This is a genomic window from Streptomyces sp. NPDC039424 (genome assembly GCF_055639495.1).
Map to the genome: position 1 here is coordinate 126,346 of NZ_JBVKAI010000002.1, position 18,468 is coordinate 144,813.

Genomic DNA, 18,468 nt, shown 5'->3' on the forward strand with positions numbered 1-18,468 from the left:
GCTTGTCGGTCGCCCCCGCGTGACCGTCACGCCGACAGCTCCTGGCGCAACGCGTCCCGCAGTCGGGCCGCTCGCTTCGCGACCTCGGCCGGTCCGAGCGCCACCGCGCGGTCGGCCCACCGCTGTCCCACCGCCAGCTCACCACGACGCGCGTAGACGAGGGCCAGCCGCAGCGCCGCCCGGCCGTGACCGGCGTTCGCGGCCCGCTCCCACCACACCGCGGCCTCCGGCTCACTGCCCTCCCGGGCCAGCAGCAGCCCCAGGTTGAACGCCCCGTTGCGCGAACCGGCCTCGGCCGCCGCCCGGTACCAGCGCGCCGCCTCGACCACGTCCCCCCGGGCCGCCGCCAGCATCCCGACGCGCACCTGCGCCCGCCGGTGCCCCTGGGACGCCGCCCGCTCGTACCACTCCTCGCACTCGGTCTTCTCGTGCACGACCTCACCCAGTTCGTGCGCCGGCTCCGCGGGCCGCCGCGCGTCGAGCACGGTCGCCAGCCGGTAGGCGGCCTCCGCGCTCCCGCCGCCCGCCGCGCACCGCAGGTGCCGCTCGGCCTCCTGCTCGTCACCCTCCCGCAGCCGCGCGATCCCGACCTGCAGCGCCGCCTCCGTGTGCCCGGCGGAAGCCGCCCGCTCGTACCAGCGCAGCGCCATCTCGTCCTCGCCGCGCCCGGCGTACAGGATCCCCAGGTTGAACGCGGCGTCCACGCTCCCGGCCTCGGCCGCCTTGGAGAACCACGGCTCCGCACCCGTCGTGTCGCCCCCCTGCAACAGCAGGATCGCGAGGGCGTTCGCCGCCTCGCGGTGCCCGGCGTACGCGGCTCTGCGGTACCACTGCTCGGCCTGCGTGACGCGCCCCTGCTCGGCGCAGAGCAGCCCGAGGTTGTAGGCGCCGTTGTCGTCCCCGGCGTCCATCGCCGCCCGGTACCACCGCTCGGCGGTCTGCGTCTCGCCGCGCTCGGCGTGCAGCGCGCCGAGCGCGTTCGCCGCGTTGCCGTCGCCGTCCTGCGCGGCCCTGAGCCACCACACGGCCGCGCTCTCGGTGTCCCCGGCGTCGCGCAGCAGGAAGCCGAGCGCGCAGGCGGCCCGGGCCTCGCCGTCCTTGGCGGAGGTCAGGTACCAGCGCCCCGCCTCCTTGAGCTCACCCCGCTTCTCCAGGATCGCCCCGAGGTGCAGCGCGGCCCGCCGGTGTCCGCGCGCGGCGGCCTGGCGGTACCACTGTTCGGCCTCCTCGACAGCGTTGTCGGTACCGGCCTCGTCCTCGCCCGCGACCCTGCGGTCGAGCGCGCGCGCCAGCCGGTAGGCGGCCTCCCGGTGTCCGCGCTCGGCGGCGGCCCGCATCCACTGCTCGGCGCCGGCGTCCGCACGGTGCTCCAGCAGGTCGGCGAGCGCGTACGCGCCCAGCGCGTGCCCCTGCTCGGCGGACTGGCGCAGCCAGTACTCGGCGGCGGGCTCGTCCCCGCGCTCGCGGTGGTGGCGGCCGAGCGCGTGCGCGGCCGCCGCGGAGCCGGCGACGGCGGCGATCCGCCACCATCCGGCGGCCTCCTCGGCGTACCCGCGCTGGTGCAGGAGGACGCCCAGGTTGTTGGCGGCGGCCCGGTCACCGGCGGCGGTGGCTGCGCGCAGATGGGATTCGGCCCCGTCCAGGTCACCGCGGCGCAGCAGCATGGCGCCGAGGACACTCATCGCCTCGACGTCACCGGCCTCGGCGGCGAGCCGCTGACGCGCCTCTTCAACGGCCTCGGCGGCCTCGTCGCGGTCGGCGGGCCGCACAAGGTCGGCAGGCTGCACAAAATCGGCATCCTGCGCATAGTCAGCAGGCTGCACAAAACGCCCTGTCTCCAACAGAGTTGCCTTGTCCCCCATAACGTCCATCGTCGCACCACCTACAACCTGGGTACACCCGGTATACCGCAGCCCGTGAGGTCACTTCAGCGTTTTGTCGACATGCCCACAGAGAGACAAGTCAAACACAGATCGGCCAACTCCCCACGGCGGCGCGGCGAGTTACCGCACCGGCACATGCGTTCGCCGCCCGTCCGCACACCACGAAGGCCCGGATCCATGAGGATCCGGGCCTTCGATTCAAGTAGCGGGGACAGGATTTGAACCTGCGACCTCTGGGTTATGAGCCCAGCGAGCTACCGAGCTGCTCCACCCCGCGCCGTTGCGTTGCAACCGTATCACGGCGCGGGGGGCTACTTGATCAGCCGCTGCCACCACCGGTCTTGTCGGCCTTGGACTGCGCCGCCTCGGCCCGCTGCAGCGCGTCCTCGAGGTCCCGCTGCGCCTTGGCGTACGCCTCCCAGTCCGGCTTCTTCAGGGCCTCCTGCCCGGCGTCGAAGGCCTTCTGGGCGTCCTGGAGCGCCTCCTGGACCGTCGGGTTGGCGGAGGTGGGCGGAGTGCCGGTGTTCTCGTCCGGTGGCGTACTGGTCGAGGGCTTGGCCCCGAAGACCACGTTGAGGGCGTCGTCGAGGGTGTTCTCGAAGGCGGTCTTGCCCTCGTAGGTCACCAACACCTTGCGCAGCAGCGGGTACTTGAGTCCGCCACCGCGTACGTAGACCGGTTCCGCGTACAGCAGGCCGCCGTCGAGCGGCACGGTGAGCAGATTGCCGTACTCGATGTCGGAGTCTCCGCCCTTGAGCAGCTTGATGGACTCGGCGATCTTCTGTTCGGAGTTGAACTGGCTCTGCACCTGTTTGGGTCCGTCGACCGTCGTACTGGTCGGCAGTTTCAGGATTCTGATCTTGCCGTACTCGCCCGTGCCGGCCTCCGCGTCGACCGACATGAAGGCGCTGAGGTTGTACCGGCCGTTGGGCGTGAACGTCGTCGACAGCGAGAAGGCCTGCGACGCCTGGCCGGGCATCTTCATGCTCAGGTAGTACGGCGGCACCGCGTTGCCCGACTTGTTGGTCGGGTCGTCCGGCACCTGCCACACCTCGCTGCCGGTCAGGAAGGTCTGCGCGTCGGTCACGTGGTAGCGGGTCAGCAGCTCGCGCTGGACCTTGAACAGGTCCTGCGGGTAGCGCAGATGGGCCATCAGCGAGTCGGAGATGGCCCCCCTGGACTTCACCGTGCCCGGGAACGCCTTCATCCAGGTCTTCAGCACCGGGTCCTTGGTGTCCCACTGGTAGAGCTTGACCTCGCCGGTGTACGCGTCGACGGTCGCCTTCACCGAGTTGCGGATGTAGTTGACCTGGTTCTGCTGGGCCACGACCGCGCGGTTGTCGTTGGTGGCGGTCAGCGAGTCGGCGGTGGTGTCACCGAGGGTCGTACGGGAGGCGTACGGGTATCCGTTCGTCGTCGTGTACGCGTCGACGATCCACTGGATGTGGCCGTCCACGACCGCCGGGTAGGCGTCGCCGTCGATGGTCAGCCAGGGGGCGACCGCCTCGACGCGCTCCTTGGGCGTGCGGTTGTACAGGATCCGCGAGCCCTCGCCGATCGCGCCCGAGTAGAGGATCTGCGGCTCGCCGAAGGCCACCGCGTAGGCGGCGCGGTTGACCGGGCTGGAGAGGCTGACGCCGCTCTCGCCCTGGTAGCTGGTCATCTTCTCGCCGTCGTCGTCGGAGTAGTCGATCTCCTTCTGGGGACCGCCGACGATCGAGTACGTGGTCGTCTTCTCGCCGTAGTAGACGCGCTGCTGGTACGTGCCGAGGTCACCGGTGGACGGCAGGTCGGACTCGGTGAAGACCGGACGGCCGTCGTTCGCCTCCGTGCCCTTGGCGGCGACCACGCCGTAGCCGTGGGTGTAGCGGAAGTGGTTGTTGATCCAGCTCTTCTTCGGCAGGCCGTCGAGGTTCAGCTCGCGCAGCCCGATGACGGTGTCCTGGTCCTTGCCGTCCTTGGTGTACCGGTCGACGTCCAGGTTGGTCGGGAAGCCGTAGTAGTTCCGCATCTGCTGCAGCTGCTGGAACGTGGGCGAGACGATGTTCGGGTCGAGGATCCGCAGGCTCGCCGCCTTGCCGACGTCGTCGCGCAGGGTGGTCTTGTCCTTGGTGGTGCTCTTGCCCGCGTACTCGGAGACCTGCGCGTCGTCGATGCCGTACGCCTCGCGCGTGGCCTTGATGTTCTTCTGGACGTACGGCGCTTCCTTGGCCTGCTCGTTCGGCTGGACCTGGAACTTCTGGACGATCGCCGGGTACAGGCCGCCGATGAGGATCGCCGAGAGCACCATCAGGCCGAAGCCGATCATGGGCAGCTGCCAGGTGCGCCGCCACAGGGTGGCGAAGAACAGCAGGGCGCAGATGACCGCGATGCAGAACAGGATCGTCTTGGCGGGCAGGTAGGCGTTGGCGTCGACGTACCTCAGACCGGTCCAGTTGCCGGTGGCCTTGAAGTCGCTGGATTTGACCGCCAGCCCGTACCGGTCGAGCCAGTAGGCGACCGCCTTCAGGGCGACGAAGACGCCGAGGAGCACCGACAGGTGGCCGGTCGCCGCGGCCGTGGCGCGCGCGCCCGGGCTGGTGACACGCAGCCCGCCGTACAGGTAGTGGGTGAGCGCGGCGGCGATCAGGGACAGGATCGCGGCGGCGAAGCCGAAGCCGAGCAGGAACCGGTACCAGGGCAGGTCGAAGGCGTAGAACGAGACGTCGAGGTGGAACTGGGGGTCCTTCTGGTGGAAGGGCACTCCGTTCACCCACATCAGCCAGGTCCGCCACTGACCGGCCGCGGACGCGCCCGCGATCAGCCCCACCAGGGCGGTGATCGCGAACAGCAGCCACTTCTTGTACGGGGCGATGCCCATCCGGTAGCGGTCGAGGCTCTGCTGCTCCATGGACATGGCGCTCAGCGGGGGCCGCAGCCGGTGCGCGAGCCAGATGTTGACTCCGACCGCGGCGGCCATCAGCAGTCCGAAGACGAAGAACAGCCCCGTCTTGGTCCACAGGGTGGTGGTGAACACGGACGAGTAGTGCACCGAGCGGTACCAGAGCCAGTCCGTCCAGAAGCCCGCGAACATGGTGAACGCCATGCCGAGGGCGGCGAGGACGCCCAGAGTCATCAGCAGGGTGCGGGCACGCCGGGACGGGCGGCCCACTCTGATCCGCGGCCCCGTCGGGCCTCCGCCGCGGTCAGGCATCTGGAAAGCCAAGGTGCGCACCTCGAAGTTCGCTGTCGATCCGTCAGACCCTCGTGTTCGCGGGCCCTCCGTGGCCCCCCGTGATCGTGGGCCCACACCTATGCAACTTACTCACGGTTTACTCGGTTCCCGATTCCGGCCGGGAACGAGGCAGGATTGTGACCATGTCCAACACTCCCATGGCAGCGAACCCGCTCACCCGGGCCGTGCTCGAGATCGACGAGTACGCCTCCGGCCTCGGCTGGGACCAGCCCGCTCGCCTCTTCGCCCTCGTAGACACCGCGCGGCTGCGGGCCCAGGAACCCTCGCTCGCGGCGCAGCTCGGCCTGCAGGACGAGCCGGAGACCACCGGTCTCACCCCGATCGAGCAGGACGAGATTCCAACGAACAGCCCGCTCGACGAGTTCCTCGGCACCATCGCCTGGCCCGACGCGGTGGTCGGCTGCGCGCTCACCGTGGAGCGCCTGATGCTGCCCCCGTCCGCCGAGGCCCAGGTCCCCGAGGGCCTGAGCGAGGCGAAGCTGGCGAAGTGGGTGGCCGGCCACCCCGAGCGTCAGGAGGTTCGCATGACGGTCGCGGTGCTGCGCGACGGCACCCGCGAGTCGGCGCTGCGCCTGCGCGAGAAGGACTCCCCGACGGAGGTCCTCACCGGCCCCGAGCTGGTGCCGGGGCTGGCGGAGGCGCTGGCGGCGACCTTCGAGGACTGAGGCCGTCCGCTGCCGCGACCCCGCCGGGTCAGCCCTTGGTGGTGCACTTCGGCAGGTCGGCGGTGTCGCCGCCGCGGATGTCCTTGAGGGCCTTGAGGGCGTCCTGGATGGTGTTCACCTTGACCAGCCGGAGCCCGCTCGGGGTGTCCTTGGCGGCGGACGCGCAGTTGTCGGCGGGCGTCAGGAAGTACTGGGCGCCCTTGTCACGCGCGCCGACGGTCTTCATCTCGATGCCGCCGATGGGCCCGACCTTGCCGTCGTCGTCGATGGTCCCGGTGCCGGCGACGAACTTGCCGCCGGTGAGGTCGCCCGGGGTCAGCTTGTCGTAGATACCCAGGGCGAACATCAGTCCGGCGCTGGGGCCGCCGACGTCGGCGAGCTTGATGTCGACGGTGAACGGGAACGTGTGGTCGGTCCCGGCGGAGATGCCGACGATGGCGCGCTTGGGGCCGCTGTCCTTGGACGTCGCCGTCGTGATCTTGACGTCCTTGGTCGTGGTCGCGGTCCGGTTCGCCTTCTCGGCGGTGGCCTGCTCCTTCGCCGGGACGATCTTGAAGACGACGTCCTGTCCGGGCTTGTGCTTGGTCACCAGTTCGGCGACGTCGTCCGGTTCCTTGACCGCCGTACCGTCCACGGCCTTGATCACGTCACCGGCGTGCAGCCGGCCCTCGGCCGGCTCCCCCTTGGCCACCGTGGAGACGATCACCCAGGACTTCACCGGGATGTCCAGCGCCTTCAGCGCGGCGACCTTGGCGCTCTCCTGCGACTGGGTGAACTCCTCGGCGTTCTCCTGGGTGGACTGCTCCTCCGTCTTGCCGTCCGGGTAGAGGGTGTCGTGCGGCACGACCTTGTTGTCGTGCGCCAGCCACCCGTAGACGGCCTCCACGAGGTTCATCCGGTAGTCGGCGCTGGTGACCCGGACGGTGGTCATGTTGAGGTGCCCGGAGGCCGCGTACGTCTTGTGCCCGGAGATCTGCAGCACCGGCTCGCCCTCATGCTCGCCGAGCGTGTTCACGGTCGGCCCCGGGGACATCTCCGAGTACGGCACGGGGATGAAGACTCCCGCGCACAGGAGCGCGATCAGCATCAGGGTGGAGGCGAGCATCGTCGCGGTGCGGCGTGGCATGCATCGACAGTACGGGACGCTTCTGTCAGCGCACCGTCAGGTACTCGAGTGGGACCTCTCCATGGCCTCACGAAAACGGGCGTATCCGTCCAGCTCGGGACCATCGCTCCTGGCCCTGCGTGTCCGGTTGGCCCAACTGCCCCACAGACCGGCGCCTATCGCGGCCACCAGCGGAATCAACAACCAGGCGAGCGCCGCCATGCCGACCTCCCAACCCCATGCGAGTGTCCGCAACTGACTGATCAGCAGATTAACCATCCGCACTGACAACGCTCACGGCAGGGGTGCGGTTACGCAACCGGAGTGCTCAGCAGGCGCCGACCCACTCCTCGGTGCCGTCGGAGAACTTCTGGTGCTTCCAGATCGGCACCTCGTGCTTGAGGTCGTCGATGAGCTTCCGGCAGGCCTCGAAGGCCTCTCCCCGGTGCGGGCACGCCACGGCGACGACTACGGCGAGGTCCCCCACCCCGAGGTCACCCACGCGGTGCACGGCCGCCAGCGCCCGCACCGGATACTCCGCCACGACCTTCTCCGCGATCCGCCGCATCTCGGCCTCCGCACTGGGATGGCACGAATACCCCAGCGCGTCCACATCAGCGCCCCCGTCATGATTCCGCACCGTCCCCACGAACAGCGCGACCCCACCCGCGGCATCGTCCCCGACCACCCGGAACACCTCGTCCACGGACAGGGGCGTCTCCCTGATCCCGATCAGCTTGATGGGGTCCTGAGCAACAAGCTCTCCGGGATGCTCACGCATGGCTGCCATACCCCCATCGTGCCCCACACCCGGGATCACACGAAACGCCCTGCCCAACGGGCACGCGCGCGTACATGGCTCCTACAGTCCGCAGCCGGCCCGCCCGACGCCTGAGAACGAGTCCGCCCAGCCGGACGTCCAGGGGCCGGAGCCCTTGGTGGGATACAGGGGGCGCACCCTTTGGGGGTGCCAGAGGCGCAGCCCAACAAAGGCCCAGGAGGCGCGACCCCGCTGCGTGGACAGAGGCAAAGCCCCGCAGGAGCCCAGGCACGCAACCCTGGCGGGGCACAAGGGCAGAACCCCACAGGGGCCAGGCGGGCAGCCGCGCAGGAGCCCAGTGGTCGAGCCTCTGGCGGGGGCGCAGGGCGCAGCCCCGCAGGAGTCCGGACCGCAGCCCTCAGCGGGTGCAGGGGCGCAGCCCCGCAGGGGCCTGGGGCGCAGCCCCGGCAGGGGCCCGGGCGCGTAGTCCCGGTGGGGCGCAGGGGCGCAGCCCCGGCAGGGGCCCGGGCGCGTAGTCCCGGTGGGGCGCAGGGGCGCAGCCCCGGCAGGGTCCAGGGGCGCAGCCCCGGCAGGGGCCCGGGCGCGTAGTCCCGGCAGGGTCCAGGGGCGCAGCCCCGGCAGGGGCCCGGGCGCGTAGTCCCGGCAGGGTCCAGGGGCGCAGCCCCGGCGGGGTCGAAGGGGCGGGGCCCTGGGGATGGGAATGGGTAGGGGCGGCGGGGGCGGGATCCGTCAGATTCGCCGGCGCGCCTTCCGGGCCCTCCGCACCACGGCCGCCGCACCCAGCAGAGCGACCGTCGCCCCGGCCGCGCCCGCCGCCGTCGCGTCCTTGCGCCCAAGCCGCCGCCCGGCGACGGTGTGCCGCCCGGAAACCTCTTCCAGCAGTTCCTCCAGGACCTCCTCGTTGGTCCACTTCGGCCGCCACCCTGCATCGTGCAGCCGGCTCCCGCTCACCACCCAGGGGTACATCGTGTACGCGAGGTCCCCCGCCGGCGACGGGGTGAGCCCGATCCGGTGCAGCCGCGCCGCCGCCCCCAGCGCGACCGCCGACGGCAGCTCCATCCGCCGGATCCCGCTGAGCTCCTCGACCTCCTCCTGCTCCAGCCACCCGTCGCACCCGACGGCCAGTTCCCCGTCGACCTTCTCCAGGACGGCGTACTCCAGCGCACCGCACAGATCCTCGACGTGGCAGAACTGCCAGGCCGGCCGCGACCCGGCCACGACGAGCAGCCGAGGCGACTCGAAGTACCGGGTCAGCGCCGTGTCGGTCCCGCCGACCAGCACCGCGGGCCGCACGACGGTGACGTTCAGCCCCGGATGCGCCCGCGGAGCGCGCCGCGCCAGCCGCTCGATCTCCAGCAGGTCCCCGACCCCGGTCGCCTCCGCCGTCGCCCGCAGCTCCGCGTCCTCCGACAGCGGCAGCTCGTTGTCCGGCAGCGCCCCGTAGACCATCGCGGAGGTGCACAGCACCACGCGGTGCACCCCGGCCGCCGCCGCCGCGGTCAGCACGGTCTGCGTCCCCCGTACGTTGTAAGCCGTACGCGCCGCCGCGTCGGTCTCCAGATCCAGGTCGAGGGCGAGGTGCACGACGACATCGGCGCCCCGCAGCTTCTCCGCGATCGCCGGGTCCCGCACGTCGAGGATGTGCCACTGGGCGGCCGCACACTCCCCGCGCCGCTCGTCGATGGCGACGACCTGCTTGACCTGGTCGGACTCGGCGAGCCGGGCGGTGAGCAGCGCGCCGACCCCGGTCGCGGCGCCGGTCACGGCGACGACGGGCCCGCGCGTGGCGGGACCGGTTGAATGGTTTCGCGCTGCGCGAACCTGCGGATCTGGGGAACTCACCAGGCGTCTCCAGCGGTTGTCTTCTGTACGAGCGCGAGGGACGCGTACGTACCAGGTGGCATCCATCCTGCCGCAGGCCGAGAGTCGGCGAAGCACCGAGGCCCGATCGGGTCCGGGTGTCTACGCTGGGTGGTGTTGTCGGGCAGCCGCGCCGCCGGGAGAACCGGTGGCCTTACCAGCCGAGGAATCCCGTGAGTGACACCCCATTCGGATTCGGCCTTCCGCCGGAGGAGCCGGAAGACGGCGACGAGGGCAAGAAGAAGGACCAGGAGAGCGGTGGTGAGCAGGGACCGGCCAACCCGTTCGGTTTCGGGCTGCCCGGAGCCGGAGGCTTTGGCGGCCCCGGCGCCGACCACCCGCTCGCAGCCATGTTCGGTTCGCTGAACCCCACCGACCTGGGCGCCGCCTTCCAGCAGCTGGGCCAGATGCTCTCCTACGAGGGCGGCCCGGTGAACTGGGACATGGCCAAGCAGATCGCCCGCCAGACGGTCTCCCAGGGCACCGCGGACGGCGTCAAGGACGCGAGCGTCGGTCCCGCGGAACGCCAGGCCGTGCAGGAAGCCGTCCGGCTGGCCGACCTGTGGCTGGACGACGTGACGTCCCTGCCGTCCGGTGCCGGCACCGCCGTGGCCTGGTCGCGCGCGGAGTGGGTCGAGGCCACCCTGCCTGCCTGGAAGGAGCTCGTCGACCCGGTCGCCGAGCGGGTCGGCGCGGCCATGGGCGATGTCCTGCCGGAGGAGATGCAGGCCATGGCCGGCCCGCTGATCGGCATGATGCGCTCGATGGGCGGCGCCATGTTCGGCACGCAGATCGGGCAGGCCGTCGGCGTGCTCGCGGGCGAGGTCGTCGGTTCCACCGACATCGGCCTGCCGCTGGGCCCGGCCGGCAAGGCCGCGCTGCTGCCGGTGAACATCGAGACGTTCGGCAAGGACCTGGGCGTGCCGAGGGAGGAGGTGCGGCTGTACCTCGCCCTGCGCGAGGCCGCCCACCAGCGCCTGTTCGCCCATGTGCCGTGGCTGCGCTCGCACCTGTTCGGCGCGGTCGACGGGTACGCGCGCGGGATCAAGGTCGACACGGCCAAGCTGGAGGACGTGGTCGGCCAGTTCGACCCGCAGAACCCCGAGCAGCTGCAGGACGCCTTGCAGCAGGGCATGTTCCAGCCGGAGGACACCCCTGAGCAGAAGGCCGCCCTGGCCCGTCTGGAGACGGCTCTGGCACTCGTCGAGGGCTGGGTCGACGCGGTGGTCCACGCGGCCGCGAAGCCGCGTCTGTCGTCCGCGGACGCGCTGCGCGAGACCCTGCGCCGCCGCCGTGCCACGGGCGGCCCGGCCGAGCAGACGTTCGCCACGCTGATCGGTCTGGAGCTGCGCCCGCGCCGCCTGCGCGACGCCTCCCGGCTGTGGGCCTCGCTCACCGACGCGCGCGGTGTGGACGGCCGGGACGCCCTGTGGGCCCACCCGGACATGCTGCCGACGGCCACCGACCTGGACGACCCGGACGGCTTCGTCCACCGCGAGCAGCTGGACTTCTCCGAGCTGGACAAGATGCTCGGCGAGGCCGCGGACGGTTCCACCGGGAAGCCGAATCTCAAGAAGGACGAGGACGAGGGCGACGACGCCGAGTGACCCTCCACGACGACGCGGTCCTCGTACTCAAGGGTTACGAGGACCAGGAAGAGCTGCGCCAGGCCTACCTGGACCACTTGGCGGCACACCCGGACGGCATGTGGAAGGCCTGCGGCGCGGGGCACCTCACCGCGAGCGCGCTGGTGATCGACCCCGAGCACGGCCGGGTGCTGCTGACCCTCCACAAGAAGCTGCGGATGTGGCTGCAGATGGGCGGCCACTGCGAGCCGGGCGACACCACCGTGGAGGCGGCCGCCCTCCGGGAGGCCACGGAGGAGTCCGGGATCACCGGCCTGACTCTGCTGCCGGGCGGCCCGGTGCGCCTCGACCGGCATCCGATCCCGCCGCCGTGCCACTGGCACCTCGACGTGCAGTACGCGGTTCTGGCGCCGCCCGGAGCCGTTCAGGAGATCAGCGACGAGTCCCTCGATCTGCGTTGGTTCGCCTACGACGAGGTGGCGGACGTGGCGGACGAGTCGGTCGTACGGCTGCTGGCGGCGACGCGCGCCAGGCTGTGACCGTGATGTAAGGGGTGACCGCCCAGGCAGTCACCCCTTACCTGCGCTCAGCTCCAGACGTTCCCCTGGTTCTGACCCCGCGCCCCCTGCTGCCCCATGCCGAACTGCGCGGCGACGCCCTGCCCGATCTGGGCGTTCTGCGGCGGCAGCAGTTCACTCGGCTGGACCAGCGCGTAGCCGCTGCCCATGAAGCTGAGCTCCCAGCCCTCACCGGTGTTGCCACGGCGCCGCCACACCCCGGAGGAGTGCGTCTGCGCCTGCATCTGCACGCGCAGCCCGGTCGACCAGGCCACGATCGCGTCGGCGTCGCAGTTGACGTACTTGTCGGGCGTGACCTGCATCATCAGCGGGGCGCCCGAGGTCATCAGGGCGACCTTGCCGCGACCGGTGATGTTGAGCTGGTACTTCCCCGAGCCGGAGATGCCGTAGAGGCTGTCGACGGCGATCACCTCGTGGTGCAGCGAGGAGTCCATGGCCAGGACATAGCTGCTGTCGACCGTCAGCCCGTCCTGCTCCACGTCCACCACATGGACGTGCTGGGCGAGGTTGGCGAGGTAGACCGTGCCCTGCCCGTGGCAGCGCATCAGGTTCAGGCCCTCACCGGTGTGCGCACGCGCGCGTGCCTGGTTGTTGCTCTGGTACTCGGCGTCGAACTCGACGAGGCCCTGGTAGGCGACCATCGTGCCCTTGCGGGCGAGGATGTCGTCGTGGCCCTCCAGGACGACGCGCAGCATCTGCTTGTTCTGCAGGCTGTAGCGCTCCTGGGCCTGGGAGTCGTTGAAGGCGAAAAGCGGGCTCTGCATGGTGTATCTGGCTCCCCCTCAGCCCCGGACTCGGAGGCGGTCGGTGCTGTCCTCGCTGGGCTGGACGACGACGATGCCCTGGCCGGAGAAGGCCATCTGGTAGGCCTCGCCGCTGCCCCGGCCGATCAGCGACTGCGCCTTGAAGCTGCGCTTGCCCTTGACCTTGAGGTTCGGGGACCAGGCGACGAGCGCGTCGGGGTCGACGTACGTCTCGTCCTCGCCACCACCGCAGTCGACGACGATCGGCTTGCCCCGGGAGGTCAGGGCGACCCAGCCCTGTCCGGAGATCTTGGTGTTCCACAGGCCCTGCCCGGCGAACTTCGCCAGGCCCTTGACCCGCTCCACGCCCCAGGTGAGGTGCGCGTCGAAGGCGAGCAGGTTGGTGGCGTTGACGGAGATGCCGTCGCCGTTGAGGTTGATCACGACGACGTTCGCGCCGTAGTCGGCGAGGTAGAGCAGGCCGTCGCCGGAGCACTTCATCAGCGGGGCGCCCTCGCCGGTGATCCAGTCGCGGGCGATCTGGCGCACGGCCGGCGGGTTGGGCTCGTACTGGATGAAGCCCTCGTAGGCGACCATCGAGCCCACGCGCGCGAGGAGGTCGTTTCCGGTCTGCATGGCGACCTTCAGCATGTGGTTGCCGTGGTTCTCCATGCGGGCGGCGACGGGTGCGGGAGCATAGCCCGCGAGTGGCTGGTTCATGACGGGCTCCCTCAGACCTCGTACGGCTGGACGACGATGAAGTTCCCGGGCGCGCCCCGGAACTGCAGGTTGACGCTCTCCCCGGTGTCGCCGGGGTAGGCGTTGCGGCGCATGCGCACCTGGCTGGAGACGATCACCTGGGAGGCGGCCGACCAGGCGACCACCGCGTTGCAGTCGGCGAACGTGGTGGGCGTGACGGGCAGGACGACGGGCGTGCCGTGCGTCTTGACGACGATCGTGCCGGTGCCTTGGAACTGCATGGTGAACAGCGCGCCGCCGGGGATGCCGTGTCCTTCGATGCGGCGGACCTCGTACTGGAGGCTCTCGTCGAAGGCGAGGACGCTCTCGGCGGAGACGCAGATCGCGTCGCCCTGGAGCTCGATCGGGTGCAGGTGCGTGGAGTTCTCGGCGAGGAACACCTGGCCCTGGCCGGTACAGCGCATCAGCTGCATCTCCTGGCCGGTCGCGTTGCCCACGATCCGGCCGGCGAAGCCCGCGCCCTTGTAGCTGAAGTCGACCTTGCCCTGGTAGAGCACCATGCTGCCCTGGCGGGCCAGCACGGGCTGGCCGCCGATGCCGAGGTCGACGCGGACGAGCTTCTTGTTCTGCTGCGTCCAGCGCTGCCCGGTGGGCGTCTCCTTGAACTGCTGGAGCGCGGCGCCCACGCCGGCCGCCTGCGGGGCGCCCTGCGGCACGCCGTACGGCGCGGTCTGCTGGCCGGGGACCTGACCGAACGGCGGCTGCTGGCCGTAGCCCGGGGGCGGGGTCGGCTGCTGTCCGTAACCGGGCGGCGGTGCCGGGGCCTGGGGGGCCTGGGGCTGGGCGTAGCCGGGGGGCGGGGGCGCGCTCGGGGCGGCGGGCTGCCCGTACTGGGGTGCCGGGGCCGGGGGCGGGACCGTGCCGGGTCCGGGCGGGGTCATGGGCGCGATGACGGTCGGCGCGCCGTGCACGTTGGGCGCGGGGGCCGGGGGCGGGGTGGCTGCGGGCGGCGCGAAGCCCTGCGCGGGCTGCGGGGCGGGGGCCGGCGCGGGTGCGGCCGGAGCGCCGAACGCGGGGGGCGCGGTGGCCTGGGCGGGCGGGGCGAAGCCGGGCGCGGCGCCGGCCTGCGGCTGCTGCGGGGCGGCTGGCGCCTCCTCCTCGGCCACTTCGCCGCCGAAGTTCTTCAGCAGCGCCTCGAGGCCGCCGTCGAAGCCCTGTCCGACGGCCGCGAACCGCCACACGTCCTTCAGGTAGAAGTCGCCCAGCATGACGGCCCGTTCGGTGGAGAACTCCGAGCCGTCGAACGAGTACCGGGCCACCTCCTCGCCGCCGGCCACGATGCGGAGGTATCCGGGGCCGATCTGCGACATCTGCCCGGCGCCGTCGAGGGTCGCCGTGAACGACAGCTTCTGGATCTGCGGCGGGATCCGGTCCAGCGTGACCCGGAAGGACTCCGTGTCGCCCGCCTGCGCACCCAGCAGCTGGATGGCCTCCTCGGGCGACTTCGGCTGGTTGAAGAAGATGAAGTACCGGTCGTCGGAGAGACGTTCGTCGGCGTCGAGGCCGAAGCAGCTGATGTCGAAGGTCAGTCCGGGGCCGGAGATCTGCACGCCTACGTACAGATCGGTGCCCGCCGTGAGGTCACTGATCCTGGCCTTGTGGCCGCGTTGGAATTCCCTGGCCATGCGTTACGACCGTCCCCCATCCCGAATGTGAGTGCGTCGCGCAAGGCTAACGGCAAATCCGGACACCCGACGAAGTCGGTACAGACCCGGTACACAACCGTGGTCGGCGGTGCCGGCGGCTTGGTCGCACGGACGGTTCACTCACCGCGTGCGCCGGGTACATGCGGCAACCGCTCGGCGGCGACCACGCCTTCGAGGTAGCCGCGGGCCCGTTCGGTGCGCGGGTAGGCCTCCAGCAGCCGCCAGAAGCGCGGGCCGTGGCCGGGTACCAGCAGGTGCGCCAGCTCGTGGAGAAGGACGTAGTCGACGACGTACTCGGGCATGCCCTGCAGCCGGTGCGAAAGCCGGATGCTGCCCTCGGCCGGGGTGCACGAGCCCCAGCGGGTGTTCTGGTTGGTGACCCAGCGCACGGTGACGGGCCGGGCCCGGCCGCCGAAGTACTGGGCCGACAGCCGCTGGGCGCGCTCGGCCAGTTCGGCGTCGTCCAGCACCCGCTTGCTCTCCTGGGCGGCCAGTTTGTCGAGCATGACGGTCACCCAGCGCTGCTCCTCCGCCTCGGACATCCGGGCAGGGATCAGTACCACGGTGCGATCGCCCTCTCGGTACGCGGAGACCGTCCGGCGGCGCCGGGCGCTCCTGCGGACCTCGATCGCGCTCGCCCCCGAGCCGCTCGGCGGCAGGCTCGTCGTGCTGCGCTGTGGGTTTCCGGCGCGGTGCAGTGGGTCGGCGGGCACGCCCCGACGTTACCCGCTGCGCACCTGGGAAGTCCCGGGTCCGGGACGGTTCGCTGCGCATCCCCCACCATGCGTTTGATTTGTACGACTGATTGGTGAGGTTGATTTATACGACGAATCCCGATGCCTGTGGATAACTTCGGGCACGGATTCGCCGAGCCGGGCATGCTGGCACTCGTCGGCGGAGTGTGACCGAGTCCACCGGCACATGGGGACGTACGTGACTTTCCAGGAATACGGGGGCCTGTCATGCATCCGATGGTGAAACCCGCGCTGAGGCGCGGCTGGCGCGACCTCAATACGGTGCAGTTCGGGATGACTCCGGCGCACGCGATGACGCTCGGTCCGATGGACACGGCGACGGGCAGCTTCCTGGACCTGCTCAACGGCACTCGCGGGCTTGCGCTCCTGCGTGCGGAGGGACGCCGGATGGATCTGCCCGACGGCCATGTCGACGGGCTCGTACGACGGCTGACGCGGGCCGGGCTCCTCGACGACGCGCAGGGGGGCGGCCCGGGCGCCGACGCCCTGCGCGCGAAGCGGGACGTCCTCAACCGGCTGCGCCCCGACCTGGCGTCCCTGTCGCTGACCACCTCCGAGCCGGGCGGCGCGATCGCCCGGCTGGCCGCCCGCCGCGAACTGCGTGTGCAGATCAGGGGCGCGGGCCGGGTCGGCGCCCTGCTGGCCTCGCTGCTGTCCGGCGCGGGCGTCGGCGAGGTGGACGTGCGGGACGTCGGCTGCGTCGAGCCCTGGGACGTCGGGCCGGGTGGGCTGCCCGCCGAGTCCGTCGGCGAGCGCCGCACGGAGGCGGCACGGCAGGCGGTGCGCAGAGCGGCCCCGGGGCGATCGCCGCGGCGCGGCCGGCGGTCGCCGTCGGACAGCGGCGACCCCGGTTTCTCGCTGGTGATCCTCAGCCCGCGGGACGACGTGACCGTGCACGCCCCCGACCCGGTCACGACCGATTCGCTGATCGCCTCGGGGACGCCCCATCTGCACGCGGGTGTCGTGGAGGGGACCGGCGTCGTGGGCCCGCTCGTCCTGCCCGGCGAGAGCGGTTGCGCCGGCTGTCTGCACCAGGACCGTACGGACCGGGACCCGGCCTGGCCCCGCCTGGTCGCGCAGTGGCGGTCAGGGAGGGGCCGCCCGGTGCCGCCCTGCGACCTGACGCTGGCGACGACGGTCGCCGGGCTGGCGGCCGCACACGCGCTGGCCTTTCTCGACGGTGAGTCGCCGGCGAGCACGGGGGCTCGCTGGGAGGTCTCCATCCCCGGCCTGAACTGGCACGCTCGGCCCGTCTGGCCGCACCCCGCGTGCCCCTGCGGGGCCGCGCGGAGAGGTGAGGAACAAGGTAAGGAGAAAGGTAAAGGGGAACACGCCTCCACGGACGGCGAGCCGCACGAGACAATGGCGGTGCAACGGCCGTCGTCGAGTCGACGAAGCACGACAGACGCGGTGCGGCCGACTGGGACTTGGAGGGCGCATGTCTGATCTTCCCCGGAAGGCGGTCACCCGGACCGCCAAGCTCGCCGCGCTCCCGCTCGGCTTCGCCGGGCGGGCGACCTGGGGCCTGGGCAAGCGGATCGTGGGCGAGTCCGCGGAGATCGTCGGCCGTGAGCTCCAGCAGCGCACGGCCGAGCAGCTCTTCAAGGTCCTCGGCGAGCTGAAAGGCGGGGCCATGAAGTTCGGGCAGGCCATGTCCGTCTTCGAGTCGGCCCTGCCCGAGGAGATCGCCGGCCCCTACCGCGCGGCCCTGACGAAGCTCCAGGACGCCGCTCCCCCGATGCCGACCCGCACGGTGCACGCGGTGCTGGAGGAGCGGCTGGGGGCGGAGTGGCGTGAGTTGTTCCTGGAGTTCGAGGACAAGCCGGCGGCGGCGGCCTCGATCGGGCAGGTGCACCGGGGGCTCTGGCACGACGGCCGCGAAGTGGCGGTCAAGGTCCAGTACCCCGGGGCGGGCGAGGCCCTCCTGTCCGACTTGAACCAATTGAGCCGCTTCGCCCGTCTGTTGGGGCCGCTCATCCCCGGTATGGACATCAAGCCTCTGATCGCGGAACTGCGGGACCGCATCTCCGAGGAGCTGGACTACGGCCTGGAGGCGCAGGCCCAGCGGGCGCACGCGGAGGAGTTCGCGGACGACCCCGACGTCGTGGTCCCGGCGGTGGTGCACCAGTGCGAGCAGGTGCTGGTCACGGAGTGGATCGAGGGGATCCCGCTCTCGGAGGTGATCGCGGACGGCAGCCCGGAACAGCGGGACCGCGCCGGCCAGCTCCTGGCCCGCTTCCTGTTCTCCGGCCCGGCCCGCACCGGCCTGCTGCACGCCGACCCGCATCCGGGCAACTTCCGGCTGCTGCCCGACGACGACAGCGAGGACGGCTGGCGCCTGGGCGTCCTGGACTTCGGCACCGTGGACCGCCTCCCCGGAGGCCTGCCCACGCCGATCGGCCACTCCCTGCGCATGACGCTGGAGGGCAAGGCGGAGGAGGTCTACGAGCTGCTGTGCACCGAGGGCTTCGTCAAGGAGTCCATAGAGCTGGAACCGGACGCGGTCCTGGACTACCTCCTGCCGATCATCGAGCCGGCCCAGGTGGACGAGTTCACCTTCACCCGCGGCTGGATGCGCAGCCAGGCGGCCCGCATCGGCGACCCCCGCTCCCCCGCCTACCAGCTGGGCAAGCGGCTCAACCTGCCTCCGGCGTACCTCCTCATCCACCGGGTGACCCTGAGCACCATCGGGGTCCTGTGCCAGCTCGGGGCGACGGTACGGCTGCGCCAGGAGCTGGAGGAGTGGCTGCCGGGCTTCGTGCCCGAGGAGACGACGGAGGAGCCGGCGGCGGAGGCCTGAGCCGCGCATGAACGTGCAACCTTTTGGTAGCGCTACCGGACGAGAAGAGGTTGCCATGATGCCCGACACCGG

Annotated in this window: 14 protein-coding genes and 1 tRNA gene; 5 read left to right on the plus strand and 10 right to left on the minus strand. The window is 71.2% G+C overall.

Features of this window, described 5'->3' with window-relative positions; genetic code table 11:
- Positions 1–26: 26 nt before the first annotated feature.
- The 3 genes from ACZ7L0_RS05425 to ACZ7L0_RS05435 all read right to left on the minus strand — a co-directional run bounded on the left by ACZ7L0_RS05425 (position 27) and on the right by ACZ7L0_RS05435 (position 5,076).
- Entirely contained in the window at positions 27–1,871 is a 1,845-nt protein-coding gene (locus ACZ7L0_RS05425) for a tetratricopeptide repeat protein (RefSeq protein WP_471241096.1), read from the minus strand.
- 215 nt (positions 1,872–2,086) lie between these two features.
- Positions 2,087–2,160: transfer RNA gene (locus tag ACZ7L0_RS05430), tRNA-Met, on the minus strand.
- A 42-nt stretch (positions 2,161–2,202) separates the two neighbouring features.
- On the minus strand, positions 2,203–5,076 hold the full coding sequence (locus ACZ7L0_RS05435) for a UPF0182 family membrane protein (protein WP_471241097.1): 2,874 nt from the start codon (positions 5,074–5,076) through the stop codon (positions 2,203–2,205).
- A 164-nt stretch (positions 5,077–5,240) separates the two neighbouring features.
- Between ACZ7L0_RS05435 and ACZ7L0_RS05440 the strand changes: the two genes are divergently transcribed.
- Positions 5,241–5,783 (plus strand): PPA1309 family protein, encoded by a 543-nt coding sequence (locus ACZ7L0_RS05440; RefSeq protein WP_471241098.1) that lies wholly within the window; start codon positions 5,241–5,243, stop codon positions 5,781–5,783.
- A gap of 28 nt (positions 5,784–5,811) precedes the next feature.
- On the opposite strand, the gene ACZ7L0_RS05445 is transcribed toward ACZ7L0_RS05440, so the two are convergent.
- The 3 genes from ACZ7L0_RS05445 to ACZ7L0_RS05455 all read right to left on the minus strand — a co-directional run bounded on the left by ACZ7L0_RS05445 (position 5,812) and on the right by ACZ7L0_RS05455 (position 9,511).
- Positions 5,812–6,909 carry a YlbL family protein gene (locus ACZ7L0_RS05445; protein ID WP_471241099.1) on the minus strand — a complete coding sequence of 366 codons (1,098 nt, stop codon included), beginning with the start codon at positions 6,907–6,909 and terminating at the stop codon, positions 5,812–5,814.
- A gap of 307 nt (positions 6,910–7,216) precedes the next feature.
- Positions 7,217–7,678, minus strand: coding sequence for a molybdenum cofactor biosynthesis protein MoaE (locus tag ACZ7L0_RS05450; RefSeq protein ID WP_471241100.1), 462 nt, complete (start codon positions 7,676–7,678; stop codon positions 7,217–7,219).
- A gap of 720 nt (positions 7,679–8,398) precedes the next feature.
- Positions 8,399–9,511 (minus strand): SDR family oxidoreductase, encoded by a 1,113-nt coding sequence (locus ACZ7L0_RS05455; RefSeq protein WP_471241101.1) that lies wholly within the window; start codon positions 9,509–9,511, stop codon positions 8,399–8,401.
- A 191-nt stretch (positions 9,512–9,702) separates the two neighbouring features.
- Here ACZ7L0_RS05455 and ACZ7L0_RS05460 point away from each other — a divergent pair, with 191 nt between their 5' ends.
- The gene (locus ACZ7L0_RS05460) at positions 9,703–11,136 is read left to right on the plus strand and encodes a zinc-dependent metalloprotease (RefSeq protein ID WP_471241102.1); all 1,434 of its coding nucleotides are present in this window, start codon (positions 9,703–9,705) and stop codon (positions 11,134–11,136) included.
- Positions 11,133–11,654 (plus strand): NUDIX hydrolase, encoded by a 522-nt coding sequence (locus ACZ7L0_RS05465; protein ID WP_471241103.1) that lies wholly within the window; start codon positions 11,133–11,135, stop codon positions 11,652–11,654. The genes ACZ7L0_RS05460 and ACZ7L0_RS05465 overlap by 4 nt, the downstream gene beginning before the upstream one ends.
- Positions 11,655–11,701: 47 nt before the next feature.
- On the opposite strand, the gene ACZ7L0_RS05470 is transcribed toward ACZ7L0_RS05465, so the two are convergent.
- The 4 genes from ACZ7L0_RS05470 to ACZ7L0_RS05485 form a co-directional block, all read right to left on the minus strand.
- Positions 11,702–12,457, minus strand: coding sequence for an AIM24 family protein (locus ACZ7L0_RS05470; RefSeq protein WP_471241104.1), 756 nt, complete (start codon positions 12,455–12,457; stop codon positions 11,702–11,704).
- Between the two features lie 18 nt (positions 12,458–12,475).
- Positions 12,476–13,156, minus strand: a complete 681-nt coding sequence (locus ACZ7L0_RS05475; protein WP_471241105.1) for an AIM24 family protein — start codon at positions 13,154–13,156, stop codon at positions 12,476–12,478.
- Between the two features lie 11 nt (positions 13,157–13,167).
- The gene (locus ACZ7L0_RS05480; protein ID WP_471241106.1) at positions 13,168–14,820 is read right to left on the minus strand and encodes a TerD family protein; all 1,653 of its coding nucleotides are present in this window, start codon (positions 14,818–14,820) and stop codon (positions 13,168–13,170) included.
- 137 nt (positions 14,821–14,957) lie between these two features.
- Positions 14,958–15,554 carry a M48 metallopeptidase family protein gene (locus tag ACZ7L0_RS05485; protein WP_471241107.1) on the minus strand — a complete coding sequence of 199 codons (597 nt, stop codon included), beginning with the start codon at positions 15,552–15,554 and terminating at the stop codon, positions 14,958–14,960.
- Between the two features lie 249 nt (positions 15,555–15,803).
- On the opposite strand from ACZ7L0_RS05485, the gene ACZ7L0_RS05490 reads away from it, so the two are divergent.
- Both ACZ7L0_RS05490 and ACZ7L0_RS05495 read left to right on the plus strand, forming a co-directional pair.
- The gene (locus ACZ7L0_RS05490) at positions 15,804–17,042 is read left to right on the plus strand and encodes a TOMM precursor leader peptide-binding protein (protein WP_471241108.1); all 1,239 of its coding nucleotides are present in this window, start codon (positions 15,804–15,806) and stop codon (positions 17,040–17,042) included.
- On the plus strand, positions 17,035–18,396 hold the full coding sequence (locus ACZ7L0_RS05495; RefSeq protein WP_471241109.1) for an ABC1 kinase family protein: 1,362 nt from the start codon (positions 17,035–17,037) through the stop codon (positions 18,394–18,396). The genes ACZ7L0_RS05490 and ACZ7L0_RS05495 overlap by 8 nt, the downstream gene beginning before the upstream one ends.
- Positions 18,397–18,468 lie beyond the last annotated feature (72 nt).

Coding starts and splice junctions, on each gene's coding strand:
- ACZ7L0_RS05480 (WP_471241106.1), bottom strand. CDS start 14,820: ATGGCCAGGGAATTCCAACGCGGCCACAAGGCCAGGATCAGTGACCTC.
- ACZ7L0_RS05445 (WP_471241099.1), bottom strand. CDS start 6,909: ATGCCACGCCGCACCGCGACGATGCTCGCCTCCACCCTGATGCTGATC.
- ACZ7L0_RS05495 (WP_471241109.1), top strand. CDS start 17,035: ATGTCTGATCTTCCCCGGAAGGCGGTCACCCGGACCGCCAAGCTCGCC.
- ACZ7L0_RS05475 (WP_471241105.1), bottom strand. CDS start 13,156: ATGAACCAGCCACTCGCGGGCTATGCTCCCGCACCCGTCGCCGCCCGC.
- ACZ7L0_RS05470 (WP_471241104.1), bottom strand. CDS start 12,457: ATGCAGAGCCCGCTTTTCGCCTTCAACGACTCCCAGGCCCAGGAGCGC.
- ACZ7L0_RS05450 (WP_471241100.1), bottom strand. CDS start 7,678: ATGGCAGCCATGCGTGAGCATCCCGGAGAGCTTGTTGCTCAGGACCCC.
- ACZ7L0_RS05425 (WP_471241096.1), bottom strand. CDS start 1,871: ATGGACGTTATGGGGGACAAGGCAACTCTGTTGGAGACAGGGCGTTTT.
- ACZ7L0_RS05435 (WP_471241097.1), bottom strand. CDS start 5,076: ATGCCTGACCGCGGCGGAGGCCCGACGGGGCCGCGGATCAGAGTGGGC.
- ACZ7L0_RS05490 (WP_471241108.1), top strand. CDS start 15,804: ATGCATCCGATGGTGAAACCCGCGCTGAGGCGCGGCTGGCGCGACCTC.
- ACZ7L0_RS05440 (WP_471241098.1), top strand. CDS start 5,241: ATGTCCAACACTCCCATGGCAGCGAACCCGCTCACCCGGGCCGTGCTC.